Origin of the sequence: Haloferax sulfurifontis, assembly GCF_014635105.1 — an archaeon.
Lineage (GTDB): Archaea > Halobacteriota > Halobacteria > Halobacteriales > Haloferacaceae > Haloferax > Haloferax denitrificans.
The window spans coordinates 603,265-618,716 of record NZ_BMCI01000002.1; the positions used below are offsets into that span (position 1 = coordinate 603,265).

A 15,452-nucleotide genomic window follows, 5' to 3' on the forward strand; every position below is an offset into this window, starting at 1 on the left:
CGCGGTGGGGCTCGGCTCGCTCGCCGGGTGCGTGGGGACGTTCGGAACGGAGTCCGGGGAGCCCGTTCGATTCGGGGCGATGTTGCCCGTCAGCGGGTCGCTGGAGCAGGTGGGAACGCACGGCAAGCGCGCCGCCGAGCAGGCGGTCGAGGACATCAACCGGGCCGGCGGCGTGCTCGGGCGGCCGGTCGAACTGACCACCGTGGACACGGAGGGGTCCGCGTCGGTCGCGACCGACGGCTACACCTCGCTGGCCGACGCGGGCGTCGTCGGCTTCGTCGGGGGCCTCGTCAGCGACGTGTCGCTCGCGCTCGCTCCGAAGGCGGCCGACGACGCCGTCATGGAGATGAGTCCGGCGAGCACGAACCCGCGGCTCTCGGACGCCGGGCGCGCCGACGGCCGGAAGTTCTTCGGCCGGACCGTCCCGAGCGACAGCCTGCAGGCGACCGCGATGGCGAAGATTCTCGACGCGACGCAGTACGCCGACGCCGACCGGGTCGCCCTCCTCACCGTCGACGGGGCGTTCGGCTCCGACCTCGGCACCGCGCTCGGCGACCAACTCGACGCGGAGGTCGTCACCGAGGTCAGCTACGACCCGAGCGCGGCGGAGTTCGGCGGCGCCGTCGACGAGGCGTTCGCCGACTCGCCCGACGCGGTCGGCTTCGTCAGCGTCCCCGGACAGGAACGGGGCGTCCTCGACGCCTACGGCGCGTCCGACCACGAGGCCCCGTGGGTCTTCTCGGCGGGCATGTTCGACGGCGAGATTCCGCCCTACTACGAGGGCTTCTACAGCGCCTCGCTCTCGTCGGTTCGGACGGACGGCTACTTCCACCTCACCCAGCGGCTCTCCGACATCGCGCCGCTCCAGCCCTACGCGGCGAACGCCTACGACGCCCTGTTCCTCATGGCGACGGCGGCGGAGTACGCCGGCGAGGCGTCGGGTCCGGCCATCGCCGACGCCCTGCAGGCCGTCTCGGGCGGGACCGGCCACACGGTCTCCGTCGGCGAGTTCGACCGGGTTCGGACGCTCGTCGACGCCGGCCGCGAACTGAACTATCAGGGCGCGTCGAGCGGGGTCGACCTCACCGACGCGCTCGAACCGCTGAGTTCGTACCTCGTCGAGCGGGTCCGCAACGGCTCGGTCGAGCAGGTCGAACTCCTCCAGCGCCAGTTCTTCGAGTCCGGAGGTGGACAATGAACCCGTTTTCGCGGCTGACGAGCCTGCTCGAACGGGCGCTTCCGAACGTGATTCGCCGGCGCTACGCGGCGAAGTTCGGGGTCGTGCTCCTCCTCATCGCGGTCGTCATGGGCGGCGCGGGCGCGTACATCCACTTCGACACGAAGTCGGTGGTCGAGTCGCAGACCGAATCGCAGATTCGCGGCGCGGCGGCGACGGAGGCGAAGTCGGTCTCCGACTGGGTGACTTCGAAGGAGTCGACCGTCTCGTTCCTCGCCGAGTCGCTCGCCGACCAGCCGGCGGGAACCTCGGCGGCCGACCACCAGCGGTGGCTCGAAGGGAAGCTCATCCAGCTCTCCGGCGACGTTCGCTCGCTCCACTACGTCGACGCCGACACCGGCGCGGTCGTCGCCAGCACGACCGACAGCGCGACCGGCCAGTCGCTCGACTCGCTGTCCGCGCCGTGGGCCGACGACGCCGCGGCGCTGGCGTCGGGCCAGTCCGTGACCGTCTCCGCGCCCTACGAGTCCGGCGGCGAGCCGGTCGTCGCGTTCGCCGCGCCCGTCTCCGGAGCCAACGGCGCAGTCGTCCTGACGGCGTCGCTCGAAGCCGGCTCCCACCAGTTCGAATCGCCCTACGCGACCGGCGACACCAAGGTCGTCACCGAGTCCGGGACCATCCTGTTCGACAACCGCAAGGCGTCTATCCTCGACGAGTACGCGGCCGCCGACGGCTCGTCCGTCGAGGCCATCGACGCCGCGCTCTCCGGGCAGACCGGCTACGAGGTCGTCTCCGCCCGCACGGGCATGGAGCCCGGCGAGTACGCGATGGCGTACGCGCCCATCACCGGCACCGACTGGGTGCTCACCTACCACGTCCCGGCCGACCGGGCGTTCGCGCTCCAGTCGCAGGTGACGACGAACGTGATGTTCCTCGTCGCCTTCGCCGTCGGCGCGCTGTTCCTCGTCGGCGCGACCATCGGTCGCGGCACCGCGCGGTCCCTCTCGGTCGTCGCCCGCAACGCCGACGACATCGCCAACGGCGAGGTCGACGGCGACCTCCCGAACACCGCCCGCGTCGACGAGATGGGCCGGCTGTACGACTCCTTCGAGTCGATGCAGTCGTACCTGACGACGGTCGCCGGGCAGGCCGAAGCGCTCGCGGACAAGCGCTTCGATGACCCCGTCCTCGACGAGGACATCCCGGGGTCGTTCGGCGAGTCGATGGGCCAGACGCACACGGAACTGGAAGCCCTCATCACCGAACTCGAAGCGAAGGCCGCCGAGTTCAGCGAGACGATGGCCGACGCCGCCGACGGCGACCTCACGCGCCGGATGTCGGAGGACGCCGACAACGACGCGATGAACGAGATGGCGCGGTCGTTCAACGACATGGCCGACGAGCTCGAAGCGACCGTCGCGGAGGTCGTCGAGTTCTCCGAGACCGTCGCCGCGGCCAGTCAGGAGGTCACCGCGAGTTCCCAGGAGATAGAGCGCGCGAGCCGACAGGTCAGCGAATCCACGCAGGTCATGGCCGAGGGCGCGCACGAACAGCGCGAGAACCTCCGGCAGACGACCGGCGAGACGAGCAACCTCTCTGCGACTATCGAGGAGGTCGCCTCCTCGGCGAGCGAACTCGAACAGACGGCGCAACACACCCTCGAAGCGAGCGAGGGCGGCCACGAGGCGGCCGCCGACGCCATCGACACTATCGAGACCGTCGAGGCGCAGACCCGCCGGACGGTCGACCGCATCGAGGACCTCGAAGGCGACATGGCCGAAATCGGCGACATCGTCGAACTCATCACCGACATCGCGGAGCAGACGAACATCCTCGCGCTCAACGCGAACATCGAGGCCGCCCGCGCGGGCGAGGCCGGCGAGGGCTTCTCGGTCGTCGCCAACGAGGTCAAGGAACTCGCCGGCGAGACCAAGGCCTCCGCCGAGGAGATCGAGGCGACCATCGAGGAGGTCCAAGCGAAGTCCGCGGCGTCCGTCTCCGAGATGCGCGAGACCCGCGACGCCGTCGACTCCGGCGTCGACGCGGTCCAGACCGCCCGCGACTCGCTGGACACCATCGTCGAGAACGTCCGCGAGACGACCGACGGCGTCGACGAAATCAGCCGGACCACCGACGAGCAGGCCGCCTCGACCGAGGAGGTCGCGTCGATGATGGACCGCGTCTCGGATATCAGCGACGAGACCGCCGAGCGCGCCGAGTCGGTCGCGGCCGCGGCCGAACAACAGACCGCCTCGCTCAGCGAGGTCTCCGACGGCGCGGACCGCCTCGCCACCCAGTCCGAGCGGCTGATGTCGCTCGTCTCCGAGTTCACCGTCGACCACGACGCCGCGGACCGCGACGACGCGCTCGCCGACTCCGACGGCGCTTCAGTCGCCGACTTCGACGCGCCGGCGACTGACGGCGGCCTCGACGGTGACGCCCCCGCCCGCACCGGCCGCACCGACGACGACACCGACCGAACCGACTGACGCCGCGACCGCTCCGCCAAAGCGCGGCCGCGCGGCCGTCTGAACCACTGTCCCCCGACTCGGCCCTTCCACCCTCGTTTCGACTCTCTCTGGTTTCCCGTTCGGCCCTTTCCGGTTCCGGTTCGACTCTCCCTGGTTTCCCGTTCGACTCTCCCGCGCGACGACCGCATTTCGGGACCGTCCGTTTTCCACGCCCGCCGCCGGAGTGTACCGGTTCTGTACCACCACAGAATCAGTGTTGATACTCAGGGACGTAGCGTTATACCGGCAATTGCCGTGGGGTAGACGTATGGACCTGCTTTCGCGACTCGCGGCGCTGGTCCCGGGGGCCGGGGCTCGGACGCGGACCGACGGTGGCGCACAGGCTGACGAACGAGGGACGGTCGCGGCGGCGGCCGAGCAGTTGCACACCGGTGCCCTGCTCGACGGCGTGGGGATGCCGGTGTTCGTCCTCGACGCCGACGGGCGGGTCATCGCGTGGAACGACCCGATTACGACGCTCACGGGCGTTCCCGCGGCGGAGGCGCTCGGGTCGGACCACGTGAGCGAACTGTTCTACCCGGACGGCCGGCGGGCGAAGACCCTCGCCGACAAGGTGCTTGAGGACCCGCAGGGTGCCGACGTGGTCCACGGCCTCGACGTGGTCGACGAGGCCCGGCGGCTCTACCGCGACACCAGCACGATGACGGACAGACACGGCGCGGAGCGCCACATCGCCTTCACCGCCCAGCCGCTGTTCGAGGGCGACGAACTGGTCGGCGTGGTCGAGGCCGTCCACGACCGGACCGACGCGGTGGAGAAACAGCGGGCCTCGGAGGCGCTCGTCGAGGAGGTCTCGACCACCATCGGGAGCCTCACCGCCGGCGACCTCTCTGCCCGGGCGTCGTTCACGGACGACCGCGGCGTCCTCGACGACGAGACGCTGGCGGTCGTCTCGGACCTCAACGAGATGGCGACCCGGTTCGACCGCCTCGCCAGCGAGGTCGATACCACGACCGCCGACCTCGGCGGGGCGATTCAGCGGGCCGCGACCGCCGCGACCGACATCGAGTCGCAGGTCACGGAGCAGGCGGACCTCCTGTCGACGGGCGCGGAGGAGATGCAGGAGCTGTCGGCCAGCATGGAGGAAATCGCGGCCACCTCCGACGAGGTGGCGTCGGCGGCGAACCAGGCCCGCGTGGCCGCCGAAAACGGCCACGAGGCCGGACAGAGCATCCGGACCGCGACCGACCAAGTCATCGACATCTCCGACGAACTGCTCGACAGCGTGACCGAACTGCAACAGCGCATGGGCGTCATCGAGGAGGTCGTCGAGGTCATCGCCGAGGTCGCAGACCGGACGAACCTGCTCGCGCTCAACGCGAACATCGAGGCCGCCCGCGCGGGCGAGGCCGGCGAGGGCTTCTCGGTCGTCGCCGACGAGGTCAAACAGCTCGCGAACCAGACCCACGAGCACACCGAGGAAATCGCCGACAGCATCGCCGAGATTCAGGAACAGGCCGACGAGACGGTGCTGGCCTCCGAGCAGTCCCACGAGCAGATTCAGGTCGCCTCCGGCGAAATCGAGGACGTGCTCGCCTCGCTCTCCGAAATCGCCGACGCCGCGGACTCCGCGGCCAACGGCGTCACCGAGGTCGCCCGCGCGACCGACTCGCAGGCGACGAACATCGAGGAGGTCACGAGCACGATTCAGACGGCCCGAGAGCACGCGACCGCCGCCGAGTCGTCGACGACCGACATCACCGACGCGACGGCCGACCAGACGGTCGCGCTCGACGCGCTCGCCGACCGGGTCGACGCCCTCGTCGGCGGCGACGCCGCGGCGGTCGAGGAACTGGACGCGATGGACTTCGACGACGTGGCCGACGGCGGGGACGCCGACTCGGTTCGCGCGGCGACCGACGGCGGCTCGGACGACGAGCTCGGCGGGTTCCAGTTCGACCGGTAGCGCGCCTCCCGTGGCGGTGATTCTGTTGGTGTCCTCAGCGACTGATCGTTTGCTGAGGCCGTGCTGAATACAGCGCGCGAATCTACCGGTGATGCTTTCGAGAGAGCGGGTATCTCGTTGCCAGTCGTAGGTAGACGGGTTACCGGCATGGAAGACGTTACCGTCGGTACACGGGCCAGGTTGGGAGACCCAGACGAATCCACCGACGTTTCACGACGAGAGATATTCGAAACCGAGGATGCCATCGTGGTTCAGTCGCGGGTCGCCGGTGGAGTCACAACCGGATGGCATCACAACGGTGACCGCCACGTCTACGGGTACGTCGTGGTTGGTCACTCCGTTCTGGAGTACGGACCGGCCGGTCGGGAATCGGTCGAACTCGACGCAGGCGACTTCGTGTACGTCCCGCCGCACACGATTAGGCGAGTGGTGAACCCGCCTACTGGGGAGTGGATTATCGCCATCAGATTCGTCGGCTCTGGACCACCTGCCGTATCCGTTGATGGCCCCCAGTCGGGTGTCGAATCGCGGAGACGCTCTGCTGACTACGCGCCCTCCTCAGTCGAGGCTGATTGCACAGCTCTCGACGTAGTCGATGTCCTCGATGGAGTCGACGCCGCCCTCGCCGCAGACGGGGCACTCCGGGTTCTTCCGGTACGGCACCGTCTCGAACGTCATGTCCATCGCGTCGTAAAACAGGAGCCGGCCGTCGAGCACCTCGCCCTCGTCGAGGAGGAGCTTCATCGCTTCAGTCGCCTGAATACAGCCGACCGTGCCGGGGAGGACGCCGAGGACGCCGGTCGTCGCGCAGTCGGGGACGGTCCCCGGTTCGGGCGCTTCGGGGAACAGACACCGGTAACACGGCCCCTCGGGGACGATCGTCGTCGCCTGTCCCTCGAACTTGTATATCGCGCCGTGGACCAGCGGGATTCCCTCGAATCGGCAGACGTCGTTGAGCAGGTAGCGCGTCGGGAAGTTGTCCGAGGCGTCGACCACCACGTCCGCGTCGGCGACGACCTCGTGGACGTTCGACTTGTCCACGCGGGCCTCGACCGGTTCGACCGACACGTCGGGGTTGAGCCCGCGGACGAACGCGGCGGCGCTCTCTGCCTTCGGCGTCCCCACGTCGTCGTCGCGGTGGATGACCTGCCGCTGGAGGTTGCTCCGCTCGACAACGTCGTCGTCGACGACGACGAGTTCGCCGACGCCGACCGCCGCGAGGTACTGGATGGCCGGCGCGCCCAACCCGCCCGCGCCGACGACGACGACCCGCGCGGAGAGCAGTCGCCCTTGGCCCTCGGGGCCGACCTCGTCCATGATGATGTGCCGCGAGTAGCGGTCCAACTGGGTGGCGTCGAGTGAGAGCGTCATATCCCGAGGTTGGCGTCGCCCCAGAATAAAGCCGCGGCACGGGCGCGCCCGCTTCTCGGACCCGAACCGTCGCCGCTGGCGACGACATCGCCGGAAGCGACGCGCCTTTGACGCTCCGCCCGCTCACGTCGGGTATGGTCGCCGAGACGACGCCCGACGAACTCCGCGAGAAACTGGCCGACGACGACGATGACCTCGCCGTCGTCGACATCCGAGACCCCTCGTCGTACGCGTCCGGTCACATCCCCGACTCGGAGAACCTCCCGGCGGCGACGCTCGGCCCCGAGGTGTTCGACCGCGAGTGGCCCGCCGAGGTCGTCGTCTCGTGTTACGTCGGCAAGAGTTCGAAGCAGGTCGCCTCGGTGCTGGACAGCAACGTCGACGCCGACGTGTCCAGCCTCCGCGGCGGCTTCGACGCGTGGGACGGCGCGGTCGAAGACGGCTCCGAAAGCGAGGGCGAGGCGGACCTCGGTCCCACGTCGCCGTTCTGAGTCGCCGACGAGTTTCTCACCGACGGCCCTTTTCGACCCGCAGAGCGACGCCCGAACCTACTTCCCGGGAACCGCGACGGGCGACCCCCGCCGCCGGTTTCGATTCTGGAGGTAGAAGGCGAGGACGGCGAGGCCGCCGAGAACCGGCAGGAGGACGAACGCGACGAAGAACCCGACGGCCCACATGTCTGCCGTGTCCATCGCTCGGCGCTTCGCGTCGCGGTATAGCCACGCCGCGCCGAGGACCGCGGCGGCAACGAGTATCGGCCCGCTGAGTTCGATACTGACCATGGGGTCGATTCGATGGTCCGGCCCCGCCGCGATAAGCGTGGGTGCTTCGAGACGGAGCCGCGGCTCGACGGTCGATAAAGAGAGAAATCGGCGCGGTGCGCGGGGCGTTACTTGCCGCGGCCGTTGCCGGCGCGGATGGAGGGACGGTTGTGCTCCGTGCCCTTGCCGCGGTTCTGGAGACCGCGGTTCTTCTTGCCCGCGTTGGTGAGACCGCGGAAGGCGCGGCCCTCGTGGGTGTCGTCGCAGATCCAGTTGAGGTCGTCGTCGTTCTGGATGGCCGGGTGCTCGGGGTCGACGAGGATGACTTCCTGCCACTTCTGGGAGCCGTCCTGTCCGACGCCGTAGGAGTTCAGCACGCGCAGGTTGGGGTGCTTGCGCGAGGCGCGCTCCTCCGCGATGCGCGGGATGGACTTGCGGCGGCCGATGCGGTTGACGCCCTGGCGCTTCGTGCGGCGGCCGGCCTTGTGGCGCTGTTTGCGCGCGCCGCCCTTGCGGACGGAGACGCGGACCACGATGATGCCCTGCTTGGCCTTGTAGCCGAGCTCACGGGCCTTGTCGAGGCGGGTGGGGCGCTCGATGCGCTCGATAGCGCCCTGCTCGCGCCACTCCTGTTTTCGCTGCCACTGGAGTTCGGCCAGCTTGCCTTCCTTCGGGGTCTTCCACGCTTCCTTGATGTGGGAATAGAAGCTTCGTGCCATTGTGTATCACCGCGGGCGCTTGCGATTCAGTCCGTCGGGGAACTCCCCTGAGACCACATTTCGTCCCGTGCGTGACGGGTGCCCTCTGGCGTGCCCGCATTGCCAGCGAGTTGGCGGAACTACCAACAGGGGAGGGTTAAGGACTTCGGATTCTCGCGACGCGTGTGCCACCGACTGGCGCGGTGAACCGGCCGAAAAAGACGGTATCGAGGGTGCGCCCGCCGCGGCTCAGCCTTCCATCCCGCCGAACGACAGGCCACCTTCGATGTAGCGCTGTGCGAACAGGTAGATGAGCACGATGGGCGCGGCGAACGTGAGCGCGAACGCCGAGAACCGGGCCCACGGGATGGAGTACCGGCCGACGAGCGAGTACAGCCCGACGGGGAGGGTGTAGTTGTCCGTCGACAACAGCGTCTGGGCGACGACGAACTCGGTCCACCCGGTGAGGAAGGTGAAGATGAACACCGTCGCCAGCCCCGCCTTCGACAGCGGCAGGATGATCTCGGTGACGATTTTCCACGACGGCGCGCCGTCTATCATCGCCGCCTCCTCGTAGGAGACGGGAATCCCGTCCATGTACGTCTTCAGGAGCCACGTGTTGAACGGGACCGCGGTGGCCGCGTAGTACGCCGACAGCGCGAGTTTGTCGTCGTTGAAGCCGAACTGGACGAACAGGGCGTAGAGCGCGATGAGGAGCGCGACGCCCAGCCCGCCGCCGATTTGGGTGAACAGGACGTAACCGTACAGCACCTTCGAGCGGCCGATGAACTGCCGACGAGACAGCGCGTACGCGCCGGGGACGATGAGACACATGGCGAGTATCACCGTCGGAACCGCCACGGTGAGGCTGTTGGCGAAGAACCGCTTGAACTCAGATGTCTCCGTGACGCCGTACTGCGACACGTCGAGGAACGTCAGTTCGGGCGTCTGGAGGAACACCTCGTAGCCGCCGAGGGCGAGGCTGATACGGTAGCTCGGGACGATGAGGTCGCCGACGACCCAGAGGAACGGCTCGATGGTCGGGTCGGCCGGCCACAGGCGAATCCCGCTCGACGAGTACAGCGACGCGCCGGTGCCCGAGAAGGCACCGACGGCGACCCAGTACAGCGGGAACAACAGGAGCGCGACGACGACCGCGGCACCGAGGGTGATTCCGGCGGTCTTCAGCACCGTCGCGGGGCTGATGCGCCCCTCGCGGACGCCTTCGAGGGTGTACTTGGCGTCCTTGACCGACTCGACGGGAGCCATCGCGGCGTTCCGCGCGTCGTCGGCGAGTTCGGACGCGATATCTGAGACGACGCTCATGCGTCGTCCACCCCGTCGGCGAGCTGTCCCTTCTTGACGTTCAGCATCATGAAGACGCCGATGACGGCCACGGCGACCAGCATGATCGCCGCGCCCTCACCGTACTTCTGGAAGCGGAACGCCTCGCGGTAGCCGTAGACGATGAGCAGTTCGTTCGTCCGCGACGGCCCGCCCTGATTGAACACGTACGGGATGAGGAACTGCTGGAACGACGCCGCGGCCGTGAGAATCGAGGCGAACAGCACGGGGCGCTTGATAGAGGGAAGCGTCACGTGCAGGAAGCGGGCGAAGAAGCCCGCGCCGTCTATCATCGCCGCCTCGTGGAGCTCCTCGGAAACGTCCTGCAGGGCGCTCACGGTGATGATGACCATGAACGGGTACGCCAGCCACGCCTCGGTGACGTTGTAGGCGAGGAAAGCCATCCAGCGCTCGGAGAGCCAGGCGATGGAGTCGAGGCCGGCCATCCGGAGGAACTGGTTGGCGAGGCCGAACTCGGCCGAACTGAAGATACCGCGCCAGATGGTGATGGTGAAGATGCCCGGCAGGCCGAGGGGGATGATGATGAGCGCGCGCATGAACCGCTTGCCGCGGACGCGCTCGCCGGTCACCACGAGCCCGATGCCGAGGCCGACGAGCACCTTGAGCGCGACCGACGTGGCGACGAACAGCCACGTCACGCCCATCGAATTCCAGAACTGACCGTCCGAGAGGACCGTCACGTAGTTGGCGAGGCCGACCCACTGCTCTTTGCCCTGGAACAGCGTGGCCGGCTCCGCGTTGGTGAACGAGAGATACACCAGGTACAGGACGGGAAAGAGCATGAACGCGAGGAAGACGAACAGCCCCGGCAGTACCAACAGCAAGGGCAGGTCGTCCTTGCTCACCACCGGGCTGTCCGCGACGCGCTCGACGGCGCTGTCGACGACGCTCATCGTCCTTACTCCCAGTTAGACCGGATGTTTTCTTCGGCCTTCGTGAACGCGGGTTCGAGCTCCGCGTCGCCGTTTTTCACGCTGTTGAAGGCGTCTTCGAGCGGCCCCCACACGTCGCCCATGTTCGGGTGCGTCGGGATGGGCGTGCCGAGCGAGACGGACTCCGAGAAGCCCTGGACGGCCTCGGGGAGGTCGCTGCTCGTGGCGAGTTCCTTGTGGACCGGGATGTAGCCGAACTCCTCGGCGTTCGCCGAGAGCACGTCGGTGTTCGTCGTGTACCACTCGGCGAACGCGCGGGACGCCGCCGCCGTCGCCTCGTCGCCCTCCAGCGTCGAGGTGAAATAGAGCTGCTTGACCGTCGTGTACGGCTTGGGCTCGGCGTCGCCCTCGGGCGAGGGGAGCCGGGCGATGCCGGCGTCGATGTCGTTGGAGCGAACGTCGCCGAGGAACCACGGCCCGTTGATGGCGAAGGGCGCGTTGCCTTCGAGGAAGACGGCCGCCTGCGGGTCGTAGCCCGTGTCCTTGGGCTGGTACGGGACGAAGTTGTCGAGGATGAACTGGAACCCGTCGAGCGTCGCCTCGTTCGACAGGCCGAGTTCGACGTTCGACTCGTCGAAGTAGTAGCCGCCGAAGGCGTGCGCCCACGCGCTCATGAAGTAGGCGTTCAGCGGGTAGCTGAGGCCGTACATCCCGTTTTCGGGGTCGTGGTACTCCTCCATGATGGCCGTCATGTCGGCGATGGTCTCGGGCGCTTCGTCCACCATCTCCTTGTTGTAGATGAGGCCGACGGTCTCGGCCGCGTAGGGGAGCGCGACGGTCGCGCCGTCGAACTGGACCGCCTCCTGTGCGGGGCGGGTGTAGACCGAGAGGTCCACGTCCAGCTGGTCGCTCTGGTCCGAGAGGAAGCCGTTCTGGTAGTACTCGCCGGTCCAGTCGTGGGCCCAGTCGAACATGCCCGCGCCCTGCCCGGCGGGGATGGCGGAGGTCGTCTTCTTCCGGAGGTCGGCGATTTCGGCGGGGTTGGCCGTGTGGGCCGTCTCCGAGGTGAACGTCTCGGCGTTGGCTTCGAGCGCCTCCTTCTCGGCTTCCGCGCGCTGGTGCCAGAGCGTGAACGTCCCGCTCGGCCCCGCGGACTCGGTCTCCGCTCCCGCGGTGGTCTCTTCGCCACCGTCGTCGCCCTCCGCACCGCTCTGTTCGGGCGTCTGCGTCGAATCGGTCTCCGACACGCCCACGCACCCTGCGAGTGCGCCGACGGCCGTCGTGCCTGCCAGTTGCTTCAGGATTGTGCGGCGGTTCATTGGCATAACGAATCTATGATGAACTATGTGTTCATATATTTAATAGTTCGGAATGACGGCCGCATTCGCGGCGAAAATCGCCACTGAGACGGGCATCGTTAATTCGTGGAAACGACGATAGAGCGGTTCTACACAGAACCATCGGGTCTTTAAAATCCAATACGAATTATTGCATCACAAATTCAGAAAATAGGAAAACGATTATGGACGATGGGAACAGACGGGGAGTAATGGCACGTCTCACGCTCGAAGCGCTTCGCAAGGAGTACGACCGGGGTCGCGTCGTCGCCGTCGAGGGCCTCTCGCTCGACGTCGAGGACGGCGAGTTCATCACCGTCGTCGGCCCCTCTGGCTGCGGGAAGTCGACGACGCTCCGCATGGTCGCGGGGCTCGAATCGCCCTCCGGCGGCACGATTCGAATCGGCGGCGAGGACGTCACGGACCAGCACGCCCGCAAGCGCGACGTGGCGATGGTGTTCCAGAACTACGCGCTGTACCCGCACAAGACCGTCATGCAGAACATGGCGTTCGGCCTGCGGATGAGCACCGACCTCTCGAAGGACGAGCGCCGCGAGCGCGTCCGCGAGACGGCGGCCATGATGGGTATCGAGGACCTCCTCGACGACAAGCCCGACGAGCTTTCGGGCGGGCAGAAACAGCGGGTCGCGCTCGGCCGCGCCATCGTCCGCGAACCCGACGTGTTCCTGTTCGACGAGCCGCTTTCGAACCTCGACGCGAAGCTCCGCACCACGATGCGGACCGAGATTCAGCGCCTCCAGAACGAACTCGGCATCACCTCGCTGTACGTCACGCACGACCAGGAGGAGGCGATGACGATGGGCGACAAAATCGTCATCCTCAACGACGGGAAACTCCAGCAGGTCGGCCGCCCGAAGGACGTGTACGAGAACCCCGCCAACGAGTTCGTCGGCGGCTTCGTCGGCTCTCCCTCGATGAACTTCCTCGACGTGTCGGTCGAACGCGAGGGCGACCGCCTCGTCCTCGCCGGCGACGGTCCCTTCTGGTACCGCCTGTCCGAATCGTTCTCGGCGACGCTCCGCGAGGCGACGGACGCGACCGACCTCCGCGTCGGCGTCCGCCCGGAGGACGTGGTGACTGCCTCCTCCGGCGAGAACGTCGTCGATTCGACCGTCGGCGTCGTCGAACCCATCGGCTCGGACAACTACCTCCACCTCGACGTCGGCCCCGACTTCATCGCCCGCGTCGACTCGGATGTCGAACCCGAGACGGGCGAGACGGTCGGCGTCACCTTCGACGAGTCGGACCTCCACGTCTTCCACCCGCGGACCGGCGAGTCGCTCCTCTCCCGCGAATCGAAGCGGCGGGCGGCCCCGACGCAGCAGGCGTGAAGAAGTAGTTCGCTGTTTTCTCGCGGTCCCTCGTTGTTCGACAGCCGCGTCGCCGCCGACTTACTCCCCGTCGAAGGCGCCGTCGGCGTCGAGCGTCGCCAGCGTCGCCAGCCGAAGCGCGTGCGGCCAGCCGAGCGGCGTCGCGCTGTCGGGCGTGCCGTCGTCGAAGAACTGCTCCGCGAGGTAGCCCTCGTCGGTACAGAGCGGGCCGTCGGGGAGGACGAGGTCGAGGAGCGCGCGGCCCTCGTCGGCGAACGTCCCCGCCCGGTCGTCGTCGTGGGCGGCCAGCAGGGCGGCGAGTTCGACGCCGGCGTTCGCGCCCCACGCGGTCGAGACGGTCCAAACCTTCTCCGAGGACTGCTCGCGCATCCGCCAGTCGTCGCCCTCGAAGCGGACCAGCCCCTTCACCTCGCTGTCGTCGGGGTCGTGCCAGAGGCCGTCGAAGACGGACTCGACGTGGTGGACGAGTCGGTCCAGTCGGTCGTCGTCGACGGCTTCGAGTCGGTCGTAGGTCCGGTGGGCCGACGCGAGCGCGAGCGCGGCGGAGTCGTAGCGGTCGTCGAGTTCGCCGTCGGCGACGCGGAGGGCGTAACAGCCGCGGCCCTCGCTCCAGAGGCGGTCGATGCCCTCGTACACCTCGCGGGCGCGCGACGCGGCGCGGTCGGTCAGCGCCGAATCGAGGTCGGACAGCGCGAGCGCGGCGTAGGCTTCGAGGAACGTCGCGGCGGTGTGACTGAACCTGCCGGTCATGTTCTCCCACGCGTTCTGGCAGTCGACGGGGAGGCCGTCGTCGTCGAGGGTGTCGTCGAGGCTGTCGAGGGCGCGCGAGAGCGTCTCCTCGATGTCGGTGCGGAGGTCGTCGTCGGCACAGCGGTCGTGGTAGGCCGCGAGGAAGGTGATGACGCTCCCCGTCTGGTCGGCCTGATAGTCGGCGTCGTCGCCGGATTCGAGGCGGGCGTTCGCCCACCCGGGCGCGAGCGACCCGTCGAAGGGCCAGACGCGGTGGGGCCACGAGCCGTCCTCGCGCTGGGTGCGGCAGTAGGCGCGGGCGCTGCGCTCGTGCCACGCGTCGAGGCCGAGGTCGAGTCGCTCGTCGGACTCGAAGAGGAACGTCGAGATTTCGGCGTCGTCGCGGAACCACGTGTAGCCGTAGCCGCCGGAGTAGGCGTAGTAGGGGTCGAAGTCGGGGCCGGCGATGCGGAGGCCGAGCGCCCCCGAAAGCAGCGAGAGCACGCGGATGTCGTCGCGCATCGCGGCCGATTCGCGGTGGTCGGGCACCGCGCCTTCGACTTCCGTCGCGGCGCGCTCGCGGAGGTCGTCGAGGTCGCGGGCGACGAGGTCGCGGACGCGGTCCAGCGCGTCCTCGCGACCAGTCTCGGTGTCGTCGGTGAGCAGGTGGCCGACCGCGGCCGCGCCCGATTCGAACGGGACCGTGCCGACGACCGCGCCGCTCAGTTGCCCCTCCTCGTAGCAGTCGTCGGTGCGGGGTCGCGGCAGTTCGACCTCGCCCTCCGAGAGCAGTTCGTCGAAGCCCTCGGGCACGCGCCCCTCGACGTGCTCGAAGGCCGGCGACGACGCGAGGAAGTCGTGTTCCTCGGCGTGGTACGCTTCCACCGCATCGCCGTGGGTCAGTTGTCCGACGAGCGTGTCGCGGCCGTCCGGCTGGAAGTGGACGAAGGCGACGAGTTCCACGTCGGCGTCGGTCTCGAACCGGCTGACGTGGCCGTCGTCGATTGCGAGGTCGTACTGCGTCACGTCGCCGTGGGGCGTCTCGTGGTCGGTGACGACGAGCGCGCCGTCGCCCGCGTACGACTGGCTCGCGCCCTCGTCGAACCAGTGGACGCCGGCGTCGTCGCCGACGGGGCGGACGCCGAACCGGGAGCGCTCGACGCCCCAGAGCCCGGACAGCGGGTAGCCGAAGTCGCGGAGCGAACCGTCGGTCTCGACGTGGACCAATCGGTCGCCGAGACCCGAAAACAGGCCGCTGGTCGTCCGTCGCTCGCCCGGGAACCGCGTCGGGTGGTCTGCGTGCCGCTTGTAGTCGGCCAGCGCGTCGCGTAGTTGCATTGCTGAGTCGTGGGA

Annotated in this window: 12 protein-coding genes; 5 read left to right on the plus strand and 7 right to left on the minus strand. The window is 68.3% G+C overall.

What is annotated here, in order from left to right:
* Positions 1–31: 31 nt before the first annotated feature.
* From IEV64_RS07740 to IEV64_RS07750, 3 genes are all read left to right on the plus strand, one after another.
* The gene (locus IEV64_RS07740) at positions 32–1,198 is read left to right on the plus strand and encodes an ABC transporter substrate-binding protein (protein ID WP_268237516.1); all 1,167 of its coding nucleotides are present in this window, start codon (positions 32–34) and stop codon (positions 1,196–1,198) included.
* Positions 1,195–3,666 (plus strand): methyl-accepting chemotaxis protein, encoded by a 2,472-nt coding sequence (locus tag IEV64_RS07745; RefSeq protein WP_188423557.1) that lies wholly within the window; start codon positions 1,195–1,197, stop codon positions 3,664–3,666. Before IEV64_RS07740 ends, IEV64_RS07745 begins: the two co-directional genes overlap by 4 nt.
* A gap of 289 nt (positions 3,667–3,955) precedes the next feature.
* Positions 3,956–5,614, plus strand: coding sequence for a methyl-accepting chemotaxis protein (locus IEV64_RS07750; RefSeq protein WP_007274848.1), 1,659 nt, complete (start codon positions 3,956–3,958; stop codon positions 5,612–5,614).
* 558 nt (positions 5,615–6,172) lie between these two features.
* On the opposite strand, the gene ubaA is transcribed toward IEV64_RS07750, so the two are convergent.
* A complete protein-coding gene (ubaA, locus tag IEV64_RS07755; RefSeq protein WP_188423558.1) occupies positions 6,173–6,985 on the minus strand; it encodes an SAMP-activating enzyme E1 in 813 nt (270 codons plus the stop codon).
* A 134-nt stretch (positions 6,986–7,119) separates the two neighbouring features.
* On the opposite strand from ubaA, the gene ubaB reads away from it, so the two are divergent.
* Positions 7,120–7,476 carry a rhodanese-like domain-containing protein UbaB gene (gene ubaB / locus IEV64_RS07760; RefSeq protein ID WP_007274846.1) on the plus strand — a complete coding sequence of 119 codons (357 nt, stop codon included), beginning with the start codon at positions 7,120–7,122 and terminating at the stop codon, positions 7,474–7,476.
* Between the two features lie 57 nt (positions 7,477–7,533).
* Here the strand turns inward: ubaB and IEV64_RS07765 are convergent, their stop codons facing one another.
* From IEV64_RS07765 to IEV64_RS07785, 5 genes are all read right to left on the minus strand, one after another.
* On the minus strand, positions 7,534–7,767 hold the full coding sequence (locus IEV64_RS07765) for a hypothetical protein (protein ID WP_007274845.1): 234 nt from the start codon (positions 7,765–7,767) through the stop codon (positions 7,534–7,536).
* Positions 7,768–7,874: 107 nt separating this feature from the next.
* Entirely contained in the window at positions 7,875–8,465 is a 591-nt protein-coding gene (locus tag IEV64_RS07770) for a 50S ribosomal protein L15e (protein ID WP_004970404.1), read from the minus strand.
* Positions 8,466–8,693: 228 nt separating this feature from the next.
* Positions 8,694–9,770, minus strand: a complete 1,077-nt coding sequence (locus IEV64_RS07775) for a sugar ABC transporter permease (RefSeq protein WP_188423559.1) — start codon at positions 9,768–9,770, stop codon at positions 8,694–8,696.
* Positions 9,767–10,702: a carbohydrate ABC transporter permease gene (locus tag IEV64_RS07780; RefSeq protein WP_004044370.1), complete on the minus strand. Its 936-nt coding sequence runs from the start codon at positions 10,700–10,702 to the stop codon at positions 9,767–9,769. Before IEV64_RS07780 ends, IEV64_RS07775 begins: the two co-directional genes overlap by 4 nt.
* A 5-nt stretch (positions 10,703–10,707) precedes the next feature.
* Positions 10,708–12,000, minus strand: coding sequence for a substrate-binding domain-containing protein (locus IEV64_RS07785; protein WP_188423560.1), 1,293 nt, complete (start codon positions 11,998–12,000; stop codon positions 10,708–10,710).
* 230 nt (positions 12,001–12,230) lie between these two features.
* Here IEV64_RS07785 and IEV64_RS07790 point away from each other — a divergent pair, with 230 nt between their 5' ends.
* Complete coding sequence (locus tag IEV64_RS07790; protein ID WP_188423561.1) at positions 12,231–13,370, plus strand: ABC transporter ATP-binding protein; 1,140 nt, start codon at positions 12,231–12,233, stop codon at positions 13,368–13,370.
* A 60-nt stretch (positions 13,371–13,430) separates the two neighbouring features.
* Here the strand turns inward: IEV64_RS07790 and IEV64_RS07795 are convergent, their stop codons facing one another.
* Positions 13,431–15,437, minus strand: coding sequence for a DUF7997 domain-containing protein (locus tag IEV64_RS07795; protein WP_188423562.1), 2,007 nt, complete (start codon positions 15,435–15,437; stop codon positions 13,431–13,433).
* Between the last annotated feature and the right edge of the window lie 15 nt (positions 15,438–15,452).

What these genes read in the sequence shown, in the direction of transcription:
- IEV64_RS07745 (WP_188423557.1), top strand. Translation starts at nt 1,195, where the DNA reads ATGAACCCGTTTTCGCGGCTGACGAGCCTGCTCGAACGGGCGCTTCCG.
- IEV64_RS07750 (WP_007274848.1), top strand. Translation starts at nt 3,956, where the DNA reads ATGGACCTGCTTTCGCGACTCGCGGCGCTGGTCCCGGGGGCCGGGGCT.
- ubaA (WP_188423558.1), bottom strand. Translation starts at nt 6,985, where the DNA reads ATGACGCTCTCACTCGACGCCACCCAGTTGGACCGCTACTCGCGGCAC.
- ubaB (WP_007274846.1), top strand. Translation starts at nt 7,120, where the DNA reads ATGGTCGCCGAGACGACGCCCGACGAACTCCGCGAGAAACTGGCCGAC.
- IEV64_RS07765 (WP_007274845.1), bottom strand. Translation starts at nt 7,767, where the DNA reads ATGGTCAGTATCGAACTCAGCGGGCCGATACTCGTTGCCGCCGCGGTC.
- IEV64_RS07770 (WP_004970404.1), bottom strand. Translation starts at nt 8,465, where the DNA reads ATGGCACGAAGCTTCTATTCCCACATCAAGGAAGCGTGGAAGACCCCG.
- IEV64_RS07775 (WP_188423559.1), bottom strand. Translation starts at nt 9,770, where the DNA reads ATGAGCGTCGTCTCAGATATCGCGTCCGAACTCGCCGACGACGCGCGG.
- IEV64_RS07780 (WP_004044370.1), bottom strand. Translation starts at nt 10,702, where the DNA reads ATGAGCGTCGTCGACAGCGCCGTCGAGCGCGTCGCGGACAGCCCGGTG.
- IEV64_RS07785 (WP_188423560.1), bottom strand. Translation starts at nt 12,000, where the DNA reads ATGAACCGCCGCACAATCCTGAAGCAACTGGCAGGCACGACGGCCGTC.
- IEV64_RS07790 (WP_188423561.1), top strand. Translation starts at nt 12,231, where the DNA reads ATGGCACGTCTCACGCTCGAAGCGCTTCGCAAGGAGTACGACCGGGGT.
- IEV64_RS07795 (WP_188423562.1), bottom strand. Translation starts at nt 15,437, where the DNA reads ATGCAACTACGCGACGCGCTGGCCGACTACAAGCGGCACGCAGACCAC.